Source organism: Shewanella sp. NKUCC06_TVS (genome assembly GCF_019345515.1).
Classification (GTDB): Bacteria; Pseudomonadota; Gammaproteobacteria; order Enterobacterales; family Shewanellaceae; genus Shewanella; species Shewanella oncorhynchi.
The window spans coordinates 186,105-202,999 of sequence record NZ_JAHKQX010000002.1 but is presented as its reverse complement, the minus strand read 5'-3'; the positions used below and the strand labels follow the sequence as shown (position 1 = coordinate 202,999).

General features: G+C 45.2%; 17 protein-coding genes. 7 read left to right on the top strand and 10 right to left on the bottom strand.

The window, feature by feature from the left end; all coding sequences use genetic code 11:
- Window positions 1–75: 75 nt before the first annotated feature.
- Window positions 76–819 carry a spermidine synthase gene (locus tag KO531_RS02945; RefSeq protein ID WP_168824883.1) on the bottom strand — a complete coding sequence of 248 codons (744 nt, stop codon included), beginning with the start codon at window positions 817–819 and terminating at the stop codon, window positions 76–78.
- A gap of 106 nt (window positions 820–925) precedes the next feature.
- Between KO531_RS02945 and KO531_RS02940 the strand changes: the two genes are divergently transcribed.
- A complete protein-coding gene (locus KO531_RS02940; RefSeq protein ID WP_106651494.1) occupies window positions 926–1,471 on the top strand; it encodes a mechanosensitive ion channel family protein in 546 nt (181 codons plus the stop codon).
- Window positions 1,472–1,624: 153 nt separating this feature from the next.
- Here KO531_RS02940 and KO531_RS02935 read toward each other — a convergent pair whose 3' ends face one another.
- The 3 genes from KO531_RS02935 to KO531_RS02925 form a co-directional block, all read right to left on the bottom strand.
- Window positions 1,625–2,401, bottom strand: coding sequence for a PepSY domain-containing protein (locus tag KO531_RS02935; RefSeq protein WP_219250347.1), 777 nt, complete (start codon window positions 2,399–2,401; stop codon window positions 1,625–1,627).
- Window positions 2,398–3,063: a peptidase gene (locus KO531_RS02930; protein ID WP_219250438.1), complete on the bottom strand. Its 666-nt coding sequence runs from the start codon at window positions 3,061–3,063 to the stop codon at window positions 2,398–2,400. The genes KO531_RS02935 and KO531_RS02930 overlap by 4 nt, the downstream gene beginning before the upstream one ends.
- A gap of 133 nt (window positions 3,064–3,196) precedes the next feature.
- Window positions 3,197–5,911, bottom strand: a complete 2,715-nt coding sequence (locus KO531_RS02925; protein ID WP_219250346.1) for a TonB-dependent receptor — start codon at window positions 5,909–5,911, stop codon at window positions 3,197–3,199.
- Window positions 5,912–6,153: 242 nt separating this feature from the next.
- On the opposite strand from KO531_RS02925, the gene KO531_RS02920 reads away from it, so the two are divergent.
- Entirely contained in the window at window positions 6,154–6,558 is a 405-nt protein-coding gene (locus KO531_RS02920; RefSeq protein WP_219250345.1) for a DUF1801 domain-containing protein, read from the top strand.
- 174 nt (window positions 6,559–6,732) lie between these two features.
- Here the strand turns inward: KO531_RS02920 and KO531_RS02915 are convergent, their stop codons facing one another.
- The 3 genes from KO531_RS02915 to fccA form a co-directional block, all read right to left on the bottom strand.
- Window positions 6,733–7,470 carry a dienelactone hydrolase family protein gene (locus KO531_RS02915; RefSeq protein ID WP_219250344.1) on the bottom strand — a complete coding sequence of 246 codons (738 nt, stop codon included), beginning with the start codon at window positions 7,468–7,470 and terminating at the stop codon, window positions 6,733–6,735.
- A gap of 68 nt (window positions 7,471–7,538) precedes the next feature.
- Complete coding sequence (locus KO531_RS02910; RefSeq protein ID WP_219250343.1) at window positions 7,539–8,528, bottom strand: 2-hydroxyacid dehydrogenase; 990 nt, start codon at window positions 8,526–8,528, stop codon at window positions 7,539–7,541.
- Between the two features lie 257 nt (window positions 8,529–8,785).
- Window positions 8,786–10,579 carry a fumarate reductase flavoprotein subunit FccA gene (fccA, locus tag KO531_RS02905; protein WP_219250342.1) on the bottom strand — a complete coding sequence of 598 codons (1,794 nt, stop codon included), beginning with the start codon at window positions 10,577–10,579 and terminating at the stop codon, window positions 8,786–8,788.
- A gap of 498 nt (window positions 10,580–11,077) precedes the next feature.
- On the opposite strand from fccA, the gene KO531_RS02900 reads away from it, so the two are divergent.
- The 3 genes from KO531_RS02900 to KO531_RS02890 are packed head-to-tail and all read left to right on the top strand — an operon-like array spanning window position 11,078 to window position 12,384.
- Window positions 11,078–11,488: a hypothetical protein gene (locus KO531_RS02900; RefSeq protein ID WP_105250071.1), complete on the top strand. Its 411-nt coding sequence runs from the start codon at window positions 11,078–11,080 to the stop codon at window positions 11,486–11,488.
- 5 nt (window positions 11,489–11,493) lie between these two features.
- Window positions 11,494–12,063, top strand: a complete 570-nt coding sequence (locus KO531_RS02895) for a methyltransferase domain-containing protein (protein WP_219250341.1) — start codon at window positions 11,494–11,496, stop codon at window positions 12,061–12,063.
- A gap of 30 nt (window positions 12,064–12,093) precedes the next feature.
- Window positions 12,094–12,384, top strand: coding sequence for a hypothetical protein (locus tag KO531_RS02890; RefSeq protein ID WP_105250069.1), 291 nt, complete (start codon window positions 12,094–12,096; stop codon window positions 12,382–12,384).
- A gap of 82 nt (window positions 12,385–12,466) precedes the next feature.
- On the opposite strand, the gene KO531_RS02885 is transcribed toward KO531_RS02890, so the two are convergent.
- The 3 genes from KO531_RS02885 to KO531_RS02875 form a co-directional block, all read right to left on the bottom strand.
- Window positions 12,467–12,652, bottom strand: coding sequence for a cytoplasmic protein (locus KO531_RS02885; protein WP_106651481.1), 186 nt, complete (start codon window positions 12,650–12,652; stop codon window positions 12,467–12,469).
- Window positions 12,653–12,738: 86 nt separating this feature from the next.
- Window positions 12,739–14,172 carry a cytochrome C biosynthesis protein gene (locus KO531_RS02880; protein ID WP_219250340.1) on the bottom strand — a complete coding sequence of 478 codons (1,434 nt, stop codon included), beginning with the start codon at window positions 14,170–14,172 and terminating at the stop codon, window positions 12,739–12,741.
- 275 nt (window positions 14,173–14,447) lie between these two features.
- Entirely contained in the window at window positions 14,448–14,873 is a 426-nt protein-coding gene (locus KO531_RS02875) for an organic hydroperoxide resistance protein (RefSeq protein ID WP_131524696.1), read from the bottom strand.
- Window positions 14,874–15,012: 139 nt separating this feature from the next.
- Between KO531_RS02875 and ohrR the strand changes: the two genes are divergently transcribed.
- Both ohrR and KO531_RS02865 read left to right on the top strand, forming a co-directional pair.
- Window positions 15,013–15,510, top strand: coding sequence for a hydroperoxide resistance transcriptional regulator OhrR (gene ohrR, locus KO531_RS02870; RefSeq protein ID WP_219250339.1), 498 nt, complete (start codon window positions 15,013–15,015; stop codon window positions 15,508–15,510).
- Window positions 15,511–15,647: 137 nt separating this feature from the next.
- Window positions 15,648–16,823, top strand: a complete 1,176-nt coding sequence (locus KO531_RS02865; protein ID WP_219250338.1) for an FAD-dependent oxidoreductase — start codon at window positions 15,648–15,650, stop codon at window positions 16,821–16,823.
- The last annotated feature ends 72 nt before the right edge of the window (window positions 16,824–16,895 follow it).

Sequence of the window (16,895 nt, the reverse complement as noted above, 5' to 3'; positions counted from 1 at the left end):
TCATGGAAGTGTGAGAAGAATATCAAAGCTCAGCCTTAGGGTTAACTAATTTACGCTATTTTGCTGATATTAGTATTAAATCCAAGGCCCAAAGCGTGTCAATGATCGATCAAGGGCAAAACCCAATTGTTGCGATAAAGATTGAGCACTACTTTTAAGGGCCGACGTGCCTAAAAGCTGCGGCGATTGGCTCGCAAAAATCACCCAATTACCGCCGCCTGTGAGGCAAGCGTTCACATGGGCAAAGTGTTGTTGTAAGTCGGCTAACAACTCGCGATTTTGGCTATGCTCTTTCCAGCAGTTCAGCACTAAATACCCGTTGGGTTTGATGAGGTTAGTGCACTGCTCAAGGAATATTGGCGAAAGCTGCCCTGTTTCAACGCCTTTGGCTGTGTAAATATCGGCAAAAATTACATCCACTTTTTTATGATCGCCAGCAGCTAAAAAAGCAATAGCATCATCATTGATAAGATTGAGCTTTTTACCTATCGGCAGCTGAAAATAGCGCTTAGCTAACTCAATCACCGCGGGGCGTAATTCCACCGCTGTTAACTTTATTGCCGCGTCGAAATTGCGCAGTGAGTGAATAATCGAGCCACCGCCTAAACCTAAAACAATAGCGCTCTTAGGCTTACAAAACAGTAAAACCAACAACATGGCTTGCACATAAGTGTGCTGGGGAATATAGGGCGCCGCCTTGAGGATCTTACTCTGCTCATCGTTATCCCCAAAGGACAAGATCCGTGAGTCGTCGTAATCGATTACACGAATCGGGCCTAGTGCGTCTTGGGTTTCATGTAAGAGGGTCGAATCGGCCATATTGGATTAATTACTCGGTTTAGCTGTTTGGCTTGTTTGCACGGGCTATAACTGCTCGCGCAAAAAAGTTAGAATTCAGACAGTTTTAGTTAATTGAGCCGCTATTATGACAAATCAAATCCTGCTTGCCTGTATTTATCTTGCAGTGTTTATCTTTTTACAGCGCGCCTTAACCCATTGGGTTAGAAAACTCGCGCAAATGAAGCAAGTTAGTGTTGCACGGACCAGTTTAGTGACCCGTTTTATTTCCTATGTGATGTTTTTTATTACTCTGTCCTTGATGGCGGTCTCGCTCGGACTGGGCTATCAGGATGTGTCGCTATTTGTGTCATCCGCCTTTGCAGTAATGGGCGTAGCATTGGTTGCTCAATGGTCGATATTGAGTAATTTAACCGCTGGCGTGCTGATCTTTTTCGTGTTTCCTTACCGTATCGGCGAGCGCATTCGAGTGGTTGATAAGGATGAAGATATTAGCGGAGTGATCATCGAAATCGCTTTATTCCATGTGCTTATTCACCGCGACAATGGCGATACCATTACTTATCCCAATAACCTCATGCTGCAAAAGGCAGTGTTAAAGCTCGCCGATCAGACTCCCTTAGCCGAACGTCAGGCCTTACTCGAAGGCAAAAAGAAGTTTGATCCTGAGTAGTTTGGATTGTTGCGCAGCGCTACATTGATTATCAAACTGTGCTGTGCTGAGCGTTCGTGGGCGTGTCTGAGTCGTTTGGCAGGCTTATAGGGTCTATTAACCAATCGCGGCGCACGATGAGATGAATGAAATAGCTCTTGCCGTTCTAGCCATTCAACTCAGACTTAACCGATAGCGCTTGAGTACCAGATTCTCAACAACCCAATACAGGCCTGATAGGGATAACAACAAGGTCAGTATGCCAAACAGCCAGCTAAAGGGATTGTTGAAGCTGCCTTGATTGAGGTAATCCATAAAGTGCAATTTAAACATCAAGTCGGCGATGTCTGTGTGGTCATTTTTATGGCCAACTAATTCACCATTAACCGCATTGATGTAAATCCGCGTCGACAGGTCATCATCCATATCTATTTGCCAAAGTGAATTGCACTGGGTTGGCCACTCGCTAATGGGGGCTGATATTTGCTTAACTTGGGTAATTTTCCCAGGCCCGGTATAACTTTCAAGCGCCAGTTGTTGCACGCTTTGTTTATTAATGAGTAAGGTATTTCCCGTATAGGCATCAATCAAGGTTTGCTGTTGGCACTGGTGTGCATAGCGCTGCACCTTAGCATCGAGTACATAAACAGGCTTACCCGCGAGTGCTATTAATGTCAGGCTTTCTACCTGAGTATGTTTAGCCAGTAAGGGAGCGATATCCACGAGCTTTTGTGGATCAAACTCTTGCCTTTGCGGCTCAGGACTATGGCTAAGTTGGTACTCCATTCCCTTGAGTTCATCATGGGGCGTTAAATTGAAATAGACCCCAGTAACAAGCCAAAGTAGCAGTTGAATGCTAACTATGGCACCGAGCCAATAGTGGGCTATTTTGACCCAGCGTTTGAAGTGTTTACTTTGAGGCTTAGGCTTAAGTTTAAGATTCGGCATCATCTCAGATACCTCCTTCTTCGCTGCCACAGTAAGACGAAGCCAGCTAACACAGCCACAATGGAGACTAGAGCCGTGCTCAGCAGTAGAAGATTGTCGATGGCTTCACCCTCGTCGTAATCCATAATGTGCCATTTCCAAAAGAGATCGAACAAACGCCAATAGTCATGTCTGCGCGTGACTAACTCTCCCGTTGTTGCTGATAGGTAAAGGCTTGTGGCTGCACTATCGTTAAAATCCATTCTCCAAACTGGTAGGTATTGCGGCGCTAGTTCAGCTGGGGCGATATCGGTGAGCAGAGTTGCACTAACAAGCTTAGCCTCTGAGGGTAAAGACCCGTTATGCTGATAGTTTGAAGCTATCATTCGGGCTTGTTTCTCCGTTATCGAAGGCAATAATTCACCCGAATCTGCGTCCACTAGAATGGACTTATCGTTCAGTTTAATCCGGTAATAGAGAGTATCAGTGATTGAGGTTAACGCGATTGCTTGAGCCTTAGGGAAACGCGCATAAACCGCTGCGATTGAGTAATGGATCTGGCTGGGATCAATATGCTGGGTGTCTTGCACTTTAATATGATCGCCACGGATAAACCCAAGATCCATTAAGACGAAATAGCTGCCGGTGACTGACCAGATCCCAATCGGCAGTACCAGCAATAGCATCAACCATCGGTGCAGAAAGTGCGCCGATGAGACTCGTTTTAGTGTGTTAACCCGCTTCAAGTTGATGACTCACCTTTTATTTAATTAATTTAGCCTGCTTGCTTAAGGGGATTGCCCCCTTAAGCCCAAAGCATTACAGAGCCCATTTCATTCCGACATAGTAACGACGTCCCATTAGGTCGTACGTCATAGTGTTAGTATTACCATCGGTAAAGCTTTGATGATATGGCGCTGGTTTATCGAACAGGTTATCGATACCTGCCGTTAAGGCTATATTGTTGTCCATTTGATAATGAACCTGTGCGTTATGGTAAGTGACCGCATCAACGGAGTCACCTATATCTCCGGCATTGGCATATTGATCATCCGCCGCGCCGATATATTGAATGTTGTAGCTAAAGCGCCAATTGTTATTCGTGATATCAAAATAGAGGTTTGAGCGCCATTTGGTGTAGCTACCATCATAACCAATGGTGCCAGCTCGTGATTCAACGGGGGCGCCAGCGTAGGTTTGTAGATCGTATTGATCTAAATAGCTCAGCTCCCAAGTCGTATTCGTCACAACGCTGCCCATCTCTTTCTGGTAAAACATCGCCATATCAACACCTGAAACCACTTCGTTGGCGGCGTTGCCCAGTTGTGTCTGTAAGTAGGTGATGTTGCCTGTCATCGCGTCTCGCACAAAGTGCTCGTCGCTACAGAAAGGATGCGTCATCCCTTTACTGTCGTAACAGGCGGCTAATTTGCTCGAACCATTGACTGAGTTAATGGCGTTATTAATCTCTATTTTGTAGTAATCGAGCGTGATATTGAGCCCTTCAATAAATCCCAGATCCCAAACAATACCGGCAGTAAAGGTATTGGCCTCTTCTGGTTCTAGCTCGGCATTGCCGCCACGGTCGGTTAAAATTGTGCCTTCTTGCTTATAATTCGTTGGCACGTTTGATGCCATACAATTAGCGTATCGATTCGATCTAGGGTCGAGCTTAGCCCACTCGCTACAAGGATCCGTGGTATTCATGGAACCTTGATCTATGCCGCCAAACAACTCAGGAATATTCGGTACTCTGAATGCCGTGGATTGTGTGGCTCGCAGCGTCACTGTGTCATTGACGACCCACAGTAGCCCCATTTTATAATTGGTATCGCCACCGAAGGTATCAAAATAGGAATATCGCAACGCCGCAGTTAATTCGACCGACTTGGCAAAGGGCAGGCCGCTTAAAATAGGTAATAAGGTTTCAAGATAGATTTCGTCAGCAGTGTAACTACCATCAATCGGTTCTTGCTGGGCAGTGTTTGCTTCACCACTGATTTTAAGTGGGTCAGGATCATTCCATCCTTTCTCGTTTCTGTGCTCTAGTCCTGCGGCAAAACTCATCATGCCCGCGGGTAACTGCCATAGATCGCCTGTGATATTCGTTGTGAGGCTAAACTGCTCATTACCGCCGCTATCACGCATGTTAAACAGAAAATAGTCCAGCATTGCAGGTGTGAGTGAGCCAGCTCCCCAAAAGTTTGCGCAAGGTACATTGGGATCAATATTACAATTGCTATAGTCTGTCGCGTCGGCAAGACGAACCTTATTAATGACATTGGTCACTTCATAGGAACCACGATTACTGCCGAAGTTAACGGCAGCATCCCATTGCCAACCGTTGTCTAAATCCCCTTTAAAACCTGTCACTAAGCGCCAAGTATCCGCTTGAATATTAAATTGTCGGGGAGCTTCTGCCAGTCTGCGACTCTGGAGAAGGAAGTCTGCATCGGTCGGATTTGATTCATGCCAAGCAGGGATCACGATACCTGACACCGATTGCGGAGTAGCGGGTAATTGTGAGCTACGGTGAGTGTACATAGCTTCAGCAAACACTTGGCTGCTTGCCGTTAAGTCATATTCGCCGTAGACAAAAAGATTGACTCGCTCGTTAGGTTGAACCGCATTAAAGTACTGATAAGTATTGTCTTTATGGCTAATTGTGTAAGGGGCGCTTCCTGTTGGTAAAAGCATTAACGGATCGCCGATTGGATTGCCATTGGTATCAATGAAATGGCCTCTGCCTCCCGGCAGCGCCGAGCTACCGCCACACACTAGCTCACCATTAACTTCCTCAAGCGGACAAGGTGCGCGACTCAGCATATCGATGGCTTGGGTTTTATCGTAACTCATCGCCATATATCCACTGCCACGCTCACCGATATGACCGAGGGCAAGGTCGAGCTTGTACTGTTCACCATCGTTTTGCTCGGTTATGCCTGTTCGCGCTTGAAACTCAACCCCTTCGATTTGTTGCCGAGTGATGATATTGACCACGCCAGCAACCGCGTCGGCACCATAAATGGCGGATGCACCATCTTTTAATACCTCGATTCGTTCAACCACGCTAATGGGAATAGTATTAAGATCAACGGAGGAGTTTGCCCCAGTGCCACTGTTCACCATACGTCGACCATTGAGCAGTACGAGTGTGCGATTTACCCCTAATCCACGCAGATTAACTTGGGTTGAACCATAGCCACCTTCAGTCCAATAGGCATTCGTTTGATTACCCGCAAACCCCGCAGAGGCTGTCATTCTTTGCAGCAATACTTCAACTGAAGTGGCACCGGTTTTCTCGATATCTTGCGCGGTAAAGACGGTCATAGGCGCAGTGGATGCCATCTCTTCCCTTTGAATTCGGCTCCCTGTAATGGCAATCCTTTCGATAGCCGTGGGAGTCGATACTTGAGCTTTAATTGCAGATGCTGGCAACATTGCTTCAGTTTCGGCTTCGGCTGCTATCCCTGAAAACGTGGCCATGCTGGCTAGGGATATCGCCATTGAAGTCATTACTGCGGAGCGGGTCATAATAAGCCTATGAAAGGTTTGTTTAAATAATGGTATGTTTTATATAGGATTAAGTGGGTATCTCAATAAAAACTCAACGACCTGCGACACTGTGTCACACCCCTAATGCGCTGTTTATAATAAAGTGCTGATATAATCACCGTTCACTAAGGGTTTGGAAGTTCAACCATGTGGGCCCGCAGCGTGGTTTTTTGTTTTACATATATGATGATTCGGCATGGTGTAAATGGGAGGATAAGAGCATGCAAGCGCAAGTGCAGAACAAGTTTGAACGCTATCCTGAGCATATAACGCCCTTGCTATTACGGATCCGAACCTTGGTTTTTGCGATTGCCGAAGCGCAGGATTTAGGTGCGGTGGAAGAGAGCTTAAAATGGGGCGAGCCGAGTTATTCAGTTAAAAATGGCAGCACAGTAAGATTTGACTGGAAGCCTAAATATCCCGAACAATATTGCCTATTCTTTAATTGTAAAACTCAGCTGGTTGATACATTTCGAGAGCTGCATTCCGATGTGCTGCAGTTTGAAGGGAATCGAGCCATAGTGTTGAATATCTATGATCCTCTGCCAGAATTCGCAATTTCCCAATGTATTGAATTATCGTTGAAATACAAAAGTATCAAACATCTAACTTTACTAGGTGCTTAGTTTCATTAAATAAAAAGGTGATGAATCACTAAAACTTTAACGCGAGTTAAGGTTTTAGTCTGTTTCATTAAGCGTGAATTTTGCTAGTTAAGTGTGTTTTGGACAACCTGCAGTACTATTTGAACTATGCAATAAAGGCTTCTAACTTGTGGCGGTAGGATTCTTCAAAGATAATTATCGTAGCACCCTGTGAAAAAATGCCGTCGCTTGTAAGTACATTTGCAGCGCTAAAGCCGGATCATATCTATCGCCTTCATCACGCATAAAGGCGTGTTGGGCGTTGACTTCAAGCCAAGTGAAGTTACGGTTCAGCGCCATTAATTGCTGGTGAATTAGTACTCGGCCTTCCGCGGATACGTGGGGATCTTGCTTGCCGAACACTAACACTAATTCCCCTTGAATATCACCGCTGCGGCTCAATGAGTCATTGCCGTAAGCGCAGGGTAGGGTGTTGGAATGAATGTCGGTAGGATAGAGGCAAAATGCACCTAAAATAGCGGGGTTGAGTGCGGCGCGGTAGGCTAAGTGGCCGCCGATACACACGCCCATAGAGCCAACTTTGCCATTGCAGTAAGTTTGTTGAGTGGCAAAATCGATCAGTGCGTGGGTATCGCTATCGTGGTGTTCTAGGGGTTTGGCAAATTTATCGGCGTTACCTTTATCTTTACCTGATTCATCATAGGCCAGCACAGTGCCTAAAGGATTCAGTTCATGGAACACTTCGGGTACTAACACCACAAAACCGTGGCCAGCAAGAATAGTGGCGGTGCGGGCGATGGGCGCAGTTTGCTGAAATATCTCGGAATAAAAGATGATACTTGGGAATATTCCCTGTGCTTCTGGGCGATAGATATAGGTGCGCATTAGCCCTGAAGGCGTGGAGATATCCTGAATTTCCTGAGTCACTAACATATTTATATTCCTCTATGAGGCTTCAAACGTTGAAGCCTCACTTTAGCAGTCAGGATTTTATCTGTCAGTTAAAACAATTCGTTACCTGAGAGTTCACCGGCACATAGTGCTTTTATATTGCTCAAGGTCGTTTTGGCAATGGCGCCTAGGGCTTCTTCGGTGAGGAAGGCTTGGTGACCCGTGAAAATCACGTTATGGCAGGCTGATAAACGACGGAATACATCGTCTTGAATAATTTCATTCGATTTGTCTTCGAAGAACAGGCCCTTTTCGTTTTCATATACATCGAGCCCAAGCGAGCCGATTTGCCCCAGTTTTAATGCTTCCATTGCGTCGAAAGCATTGAGTAAACCACCGCGACTGGTGTTGATCACCATGACACCGGGTTTCATCTTGGCGAAGCTGGCTTGGTTTAGTAAGTGACGGTTATCCGCGGTCAACGGGCAATGCAAGCTGATGATATCGCTGTTGGCATAAATAGAGTCGAGATCTTGATATTCAACATTCAGCGCGATGACAGCCGGATTGATAAAGGGATCGAAGGCAATGACTTTACAGCCAAAACCGAGCAATACCTTGATGGTTGCTACGCCGATTTTACCTGTACCAATCACGCCGACGGTTTTGCCGAACATGTTAAAGCCGACTAAGCCTTCGAGGGAGAAGTTGGCATCGCGGGTGCGTTGGTAAGCTTTGTGGATTTTTCGATTCAGTGTCAACATCAGTGCGACTGTATGTTCGGCCACGGATTCAGGAGAATAAGCTGGTACGTTAACGACTTGCATGCCTAAGCGTTTAGCGGCAACTAAATCGACGTTGTTAAATCCAGCGCAGCGCATGGCGATAATTCTTGTGCCACCCTTAGCGAGTTCGACCAGAACTTCTTCACAGAGTGAATCGTTGACGAAGGCGCAGACAATTTCAAAACCTTCGGCAAGCTTCACTGTTTGCATGCAGAGGCGATAATCGAAGTACTCAATTTGTGCACCAAACGCAGCATTTGTGCGGTTAAAGTGCTGCATGTCGTAATGTTTCGCGCTAAAAAATCCAATTCTCATTTCAGTCACCTAACGGGTTTGCTGATGTAATTATCTGGCAAAGAGTGTAAGTGAGTTAGGGCTTTTTGTCCTTAGCCTTAGAAAATTCCCCTTTAAAAGAGTGAGCTTTATCATCAATTGGGAATAAAAAAGCGAGCCCCTGACGGCTCGCTTATTGATTGACTGCTTTTACTTGAAGTGTTCAAGCTAGAGCTCTCATATTGAAAGTCGTACTATATGAGCTGAGGGCTAGTCCTTTAACCCTCCGTTATTGCATTTTACTTTTTGTCTTTAGCGTATTTAGCTGCAGATGCACCCGCGATACGGCCATAAGTAACGATATCGGAGATAGCATTACCACCTAAGCGGTTAGCACCGTGAACGCCACCTGTGACTTCACCTGCTGCATATAAACCATCAATAGGTTTGCCTGTTTTTTCACTCTTCACTTCGGCTTTAGTATCGATCACAACACCACCCATAGTGTGGTGAACTGCTGGCGCGATTTCGAGAGCGTAGAAAGGTGCAACAACTAATTCACGTGGTAAATCAGGACGTTCAAATTGAGCATCTTTACCTGATTTAACAAAGCCATTATAAGCTTTCACTGTTTTAGCGAGTTCGGCCGCTGGAATATCTAACTGTTTAGCCAGATCTTCAATTGTTTTGCCTTCTTTAACAATGTTCAGGTGCACATAGCCTTCGATAGCTTTTAAGCTCTTACGGATAGAGTCATCGAATACCAAATAAGCACTTTCGCCTTTTTGTTGCAGAATCGCGGCAGACGCTTTGTCACGGGTGGTGATTTCGTTCATAAAGCGGTTACCTTCACGGTTAACCACGATCGCACCGTTACCACGTACCGCTTCGGTGATCATTACACCACCAGCAGGTGAGTAAGTTGGGTGAGCTTGAATAAACTCTAAGTCGCGAGTTGCCGCGCCAGCTTGTAATGCCACGTCTAAGCCATCACCTGTAGCACCTGGGTGGTTAGTCGCTTTAAAGCCTTTTAACTTAGGATCGTACTTAGCTACACGATCGTTATTTTTCGCAAAACCACCCGCTGCGATAACGACAGCGTCAGCTTTGACAACGTAATAACCTGTGTATTCACCCTTCACTAATACGCCGGTAATTTTACCGCTCGCATCTTCAAGAATACGTACTACACGGCTGTTTAAGCGGATGTCAGTACCACGTTTCACTGCATTGTCCCATAGAACTTGTGCTACGTGTGCACCCACGCCAGCGCCGCCTGTTGGACGGTGACTACGGTTAACACTTGCACCACCCATACGACCTACGTCAGTCATATCGGCACCCATAGAGGTTAACCAATCGATAGAGTCTGATGAGTTGTTGGCTAAGGTTTTGACCAGTTCAGGATCGTTAATATTGCGACCACCTTTCATGGTGTCGTCGATCATGATTTGTTTCTTGTCTGCGATACCTAGTTTAGCCTGTGGCTTAGTTTCTGCGGCGTTCATACCGCCAGCAGCAAGTTTAGTGTTTCCGCCTGGGATAGGTTCTTTTTCAAGCAGGATAACTTTAGCGCCTGCATCACGGGCTGAAACGGCTGCAGCAAGACCTGCACCACCTGAACCTATGATCACGACATCAGTGGTTTCTTTTGCGCCAGCGGCAATGGCTTTATCTTGAGCAGCTTTGTCTGCATCAACAGGCACAAACTTACGTTCCCACTTGCCACCGTAAGGCATATCGAAGCCGAAGCTGTGACAAGCATCGCAATAGGTGACTGATTTTTCATGACCTTTATGGCAGCTAGTACAAGCAATTTCGCCAATTAGGTGAGATTTATGGGGTGATACTTTATCTTTAGGTGCAGCGGCGGCCAGTTCTTTTAAATCACCGTGGCAGCTAACACACTGAGCATTTTCATGGGTAAGGTTGTCGTTGGTGACACCACCTTTGTCTGATACGTGGCAGCTGTCGCAGCTACCCATTTCACCGTGAAAATCGGCTAGCACTTCTGGTGCTGCATTGGCAGTACCTGCCATAGCGCCAGAGATCAGCATGGCTAGTGCTGTTTTTTGAATCTTTCTTGTGAACATGATAGTTCCTCCGCCGTACATTCATCTACTTAATAAGGGTTATTCATCGTGGCGTGATATTTATTTTTTACGCAGCTCACGCACTGTTAGAGCATTCTCCATTTGCAAATTTAGCACTATCTAAAGAGGTATATGTGTGTTCAGATCACATAACCTTTGTTACAGCGAAAATAACATATTTAAAATGTGCAATCGGATGGGAAATATTAATGAAGTTGAGACTAATCACTGCTTCAATACGGTATAACATGCGTGAGTTAACATATTGAATGGATTGATTTTAACTTTATAAAATAAAAATGGCATAAATTATGGCTTTGGTGGTGTATTTTATCTATTTGTATTTTATAGATATTATAATTTAATCTTGTATATTGAGGAGATGGCTTATTTATTTTTATATATTCTATAAATAATGTTATTTCAAAAGCCTTTATTGTATAAAATTATATTATCATTTTAATTAAATGTTACGCAATTGATTCTTAAGGGGTTGTAATGCACAAACAAGGCATATCAGAAAAACGTTTTTGGTTTCAACGTTTGAGTAAAACCAGTTTAAGGGCATTACATATTTTAGGGATCGTGGGTGTCGGTGGTGGCATTTTATTAGATGTAAATAAAGTGCAATGGTTGAGTTATTGGTATCTCGCGATGACGACGGGCAGCATATTAATGTTGTGGGAAATCGCACGGGATTGGCGCTGGCTGATCCAGCTTAAGGGAGTGTTAACTTTAGTAAAAATAGGCTTGCTTGGCCTGTTTGTGCCGCTGGCTCATTACAAACCTGAGCTGTTAATCGTGATACTTTTTTTGTCAGTTATCGTGTCCCATGGTCCTGCAGGGCTCAGGCATTATTCTATTGTGCATCGTCGGCAAATTGACTCGAAAAAAGAAATTAAGGGCTAATTGATATGTCTGTAACCCATACGTCAACTTTAACGCCTGCTGCGTTAATCACAGAGTTCGCTTGGCCTAATCCATTTGTGTCTAACTTAGCCTTGAGTTGTTTTGATGGACTTAAGGTGCTCGATCTCGCTTGCGGTTCTGGGCGTAATGGTTTGTGGTTTTTAGCGCGAGGGGCTGAAGTGACTTTTATCGATCGAGATTTGTCAGCCATGTCACACATTGATCAGGCTAATGCTTACAAATTACAAAGGGATTTAGAAGCTGAGGTAGGACCATTATTGCCGGTTGAAGAGTACGATATTGTCTTAGTATTTAATTATCTGTATCGCCCATTACTGCCACAAATTGCTAAGACGGTTAAGAGCACAGGCCTTATTGTCTATGAAACCTTTACAGCGCAACAGGCGCAGATAGGTCGGCCACGCAACCCAGATTTCTTACTTACTGAAAATGAACTCAAATCAGTGTTTGCTAACTGGCAATCTTTACATTACTTTGAAGGTCGATTATGTGATCCGCAGTCCACTCAAAGCAGTTATAAAGCCCAGTTGATTGCGCGAAAACCTACAACGTAAATTTATTGATTGAGACTCAGAGGTCGTAGGATGTTTCCCTATCCAGAGCAATATCGCATTGCAACGCCGCCGTTGACGACCGCCTTTATGGTGGCGTGGGCTTTATTCAGTCACAGCTTATTTTCCGATGCAAATCCTGTCGCACTCTATCCGTTGTTAGCGCTATTTCCTTTGGTGATTGGATTACACTTATATTTGATTTTGTTAGCAAAAGGAATGGGGCGACTCGATCAGTGTTTCTATGCCTTAGTGCATATCCCACTGGCGTTTGTGGTGTGGACATTCACTATTATGCACGTGAATGGTAACGCTTTTTCTTAAATTCGTCTGACGTTTTAGAGAAAATAACAAAAAAAGCGCCCTGATAATCAGAGCGCTTTTTTTGATTTTGTATTGCTAACAATTAGGCCGTAGTGTTGATGTTGTGGCCTGCATTGCCTACGGGTTTTGGCGCCGCAGCTGCAATTAAATCTACCGCGATTTGACCTTCGGCTTTTTGCTGCTCTTTTGCTAACTGAGCAACCTTAACGCCAATTGCACCATTTTCTAGATTCGGTGCGATAGCTTGGGTATTCAGTGAAATTGACATAACTAACCTCGATTGTAAGCTGGATCCCTTTATCGGCAAACCCACGGTTAACTTTAGTCGTTACACATGAATTTGCCAATTTGCAATTATTTTGCCTTGGCCGTGAGCAGTTTGCGGCCGATAACAATTATTGCTGTAACGCCTAGTGAGCCTAAGATCAATCCGAGTGCCAGGCTCACATTTTGCAGTGCTGTTGGGTCAATAACCAGTGCGATACCCATGCCTAACATCATCACGCCTGACATAAGTTTCAGGGTTTGGCCTTCTTTTTCGGTCAACTTACGTTTGCCTAAGGTCGCACTGAAAACGATAACAATAATAGCCAGCGGGATCACATATACAATATTGTATAAAACCAAATACATATAGCGTTCAATGTCTGGCAGATTGTGCATAGATAGCACACTGGTGTAGATCATTGGGAAGCCTGCGGTGCAAAGTAATTCATAGGCGTTGGCAAGGATCGCTAATACGGTAGAACCTATGAGTAACGCGCCTAAGTTACTGGAATTGGATAGTTTCCCCATGCGTTTTATCAGACTCGTACGATTTTCTGCCGACATTGATAGTGTCACTTCTCCCTTAGTAAAGAAGTAATCTTTGATATTGATGGCTCCTGCGATCAAAGCTAAACAACCCGCCGCTAAAATGATCATACCGCCATCACTGCCTGCCCCCAGCAGTTGGAAGATGTTTAGCCATGCCGTCATAAACAGGAAATATATAAAGCCGGAGAAGAATACGAAAATCCCGCCGACGAGTAACATGCGGCTGCGACTCTTGGCATTAACCATTATCGACAGTAAAAATAGCAACACAAAGAAGGCGCAAGGGTTAAAAGCATCGACACCTGCGAGCACTAAGGTGAGTAACGGCAGAGACATAGTCTCGGGTGTCACTACTCCCACTAAAGGTAATTCAACGGGTTGAACTTCTGGCTCTGCAACGGGCTCGCTTAAGCTGGTGGCATCACAGGTGCCTTCGCCAGTATCTGTGCCACAAGTGCCAAAGAGCGGAGCATCTGTTTGAGCGCTTGTGGTTGTGCTGGTGGTTCCTTTGGTGGGGAGGTCAGCGTCGCTCAGTTTACCGCCAAGGGATAAATAACAATTCTTCAGTCGATTGACTAAAAACTCACCCGTTACCGCTTCACTTGAATATCCCACAATGGCCTTTTCACAACTTGCCATATAGGGTACTGAGCGTGCTTCAGTACTGGTTTTGGAGGCGATATTTTGCCAAATATCCTGCACGCCGGGATCTGACACCCTATGGGATTCGAGTTCTATCCAAGGGTATTTTTGCGGTAATGAATCAATGAACGGATGGGCCTCTGCACAGTGCGGACAGGTTTTTGACCAAAAGAAATACAGCTTAATTTTGAGTTCACCCTGAGCATTCACATAATGCCACGTTCGATCCGCTGAGCTTGAGGGTGTTGTCTCGGCCCAGCTTGGGATAGAAAAGGCAAAGAGGAATAATAGCGAGCAAAAGAGAGATAATTTCGGTAGATATTTTGTCATAGCGCCTCCCACAGAGAGTGGGTTTAAGTATCGTCAAACGGTTCGATTATCTCTTACTCTACTTAAATCAATCATTTTGATTAAATTAGATATTAAGAAGTGTTAGTTAACTCGCGAATAATAATTTTTTGGGAACTGAAACCAGTTTATCTCCCTGTGAAATGGTGTGATGCACACTCACTTTCAGCTTGAGTCGTTATTGGCTAATAAAGAATAAAGCACCCGAGGGTGCTCTATTTCTGACGTTATCAACAGGTGTCGATGATGGGTTATGGTTAGCCTAGCGTTACGCCATTTACGCTAAGTTTCACGTCGATATTATTGCGCGTGGCGTTCGAGTACGGACAAACTTGATGTGCATGACGCACTAGGGCTTCTGCGGCTTCTTGCGGTAAATCTAAGCTGACTTCTAAGGCAACCGCTAATGCAAAACCACCGGCGTCATTGGCACCAATCCCAACAACCGCACTGACAGGTGCTTCGGTAATATCCACTTTGCCGATTTTAGCGACGTGCAAAACGGCGTTTGAGAAACAGGCGGCATAACCTGCGGCAAACAGTTGTTCAGGATTCGTGGCGAGACCGCTACCGCCCATGGCTTTTGGATAGGCTAAAGCGACATCCAGTAAACCATCATCAGTGCTGACTTGACCTTGACGACCCGCTTTTGCTGTGGCACGTGTTTCATAAAGTGTTTTCATAGTATTAGACCTTCTGAGGTTAAGGATTAAGTAAATCGATTTAAATTGTGCACAATTCAATTGTGATAAACTATAATTCGATCTTTGGTGTGAATGCAAGTATATTGTGCGCAATATATTTAATTTGTCGGATCTTCCTATGGCAACAACTCAACCCAACACCCGTGTTAATCCTGTCGATATGGCAGAAAATACCAGCACAGAGAATGCCTTATGTCTTGAGAATCAAGTGTGCTTCTCACTTTATAGTGCTGCAAATGCTATGGTGCGTGCCTATCGGCCTTTGTTGGACAAATTAGATCTAACCTATCCGCAGTACTTAGTCATGCTAGTGCTATGGGAAGAGCAGGGGATTAGTGTCAAAACCTTAGGCGATAAACTTTTCCTCGATTCAGGCACGTTAACGCCATTGCTGAAGCGGCTAGAATCTAAAGGATTAGTGACTCGCGGGCGTAGCGAGCAGGATGAACGCGTGAGAGTGCTGGCCTTAACGCCAGCGGGGCTTGCCCTCAAAACACAGGCAAGTGAAATTCCCCATTTGATGCGTTGCAAAGTCGGCGGCGAGGCGAGCGAACTAAAAGCCTTAAAGACTATGTGCGATCAAGCACTTAAGCAATTACATGCCAGTATTGATTAAACTCTTATCGTCGAGATTTGATCTAAGATTAACTTATTGACATATTAACGCTTATTAGCGGTTCGACTGAGTGCAATGGGTTGTATGCTTGAAGCTCAGCGGGTCAGTCGTCTATTGAAGGTTAGCGAGAGTAAGTTATGGCCTGTTTCGATGTAGCCATTATTGGCGGTGGGATCAGCGGTGTCGGCATTGCCCAATATGCGGCAGCAGCGGGCTATTCCACCTTGCTGATTGAAAAGGGCGAAATTGGCGGCCAAACCTCAGCGAATTCCAGCAAGCTTATCCACGGTGGTTTACGCTATTTAGAAACCGGACAAATTAATTTAGTCCGTAAGTCATTGCTTGAAAGGCGACATTTACTCAATCTTGCGCCATCACTTGTTAAAGCTGTGCCCTTTTATATTCCCGTGTACGACAACAGTCAGCGCAGTCCTTGGACCATTCGCGCAGGACTGAGTATGTATGCACTGCTGAGTGAATTTGATCCTTTAGGCCAATTTGTGTCGGTACCTGCTGTGCATTGGCATCGTTTCAAGGGATTAAAACTCTCTGGATTAAAAGCCGTATTTCAGTACTGGGATGCGCAGACCGACGATAAATTGCTCACTCAAGCGGTGGCGCGCAGCGCGCAGGCACTGGGCGCGGAAGTCTATGCCGAGGCTGAATTTCTTGAGTTGGAACACAAGCGCGAGACCTGTGAGCTGAGTTTTAGCCACAGGTGCGAGGCCCATAGTGCCGAGGCGCGTCTAGTTATCAATGCCGCTGGTCCTTGGGTGAATGAGGTGTTGAGTAAAGTGTTGCCCCCACTTGCGGGTGTTGAACTCGATTGGGTGCAAGGCGCCCATGTGTTACTGGATATTCCTGCGCCCGATGGCATCTTGTACTTAGAGTCATGCTTCGATAAACGAGTAATATTTGTGATGCCTTGGTATGGTCAAACCTTAATCGGCACCACAGAAACTGAATTAACTTCTTTAGATAGGCCGCCTGAGGCGACCGAATCTGAAATTAATTATCTGCTGGGGATCTACAAACATTATTTCCCACTAACGCCGGATATTGATGAGCTCAAGGCGCTAATAACCAAAACTTTCTGTGGTATTCGGGTCTTGCCTAAGCAAAATAGCCAAGCCTTTGAGCGACCGCGAGATACCTTAATGCAAACATCGATTTCCCATCCGCGAATACTCAGTTTATATGGCGGTAAGTTAACGACGTTTCGCAGTACCTCGGCCGAAGTGCTTGAATGGATTGAAAAGGCCATAGGTAAGCGGCAGTCTATTGCTGATGTTGATAAACTCACCCTATCTTGAGTGCGCCGTGAATTATGCACTTGATGCTGATTTGAATATGCTTCAAGGTGATTTTTACCTGTAAAACCGCTA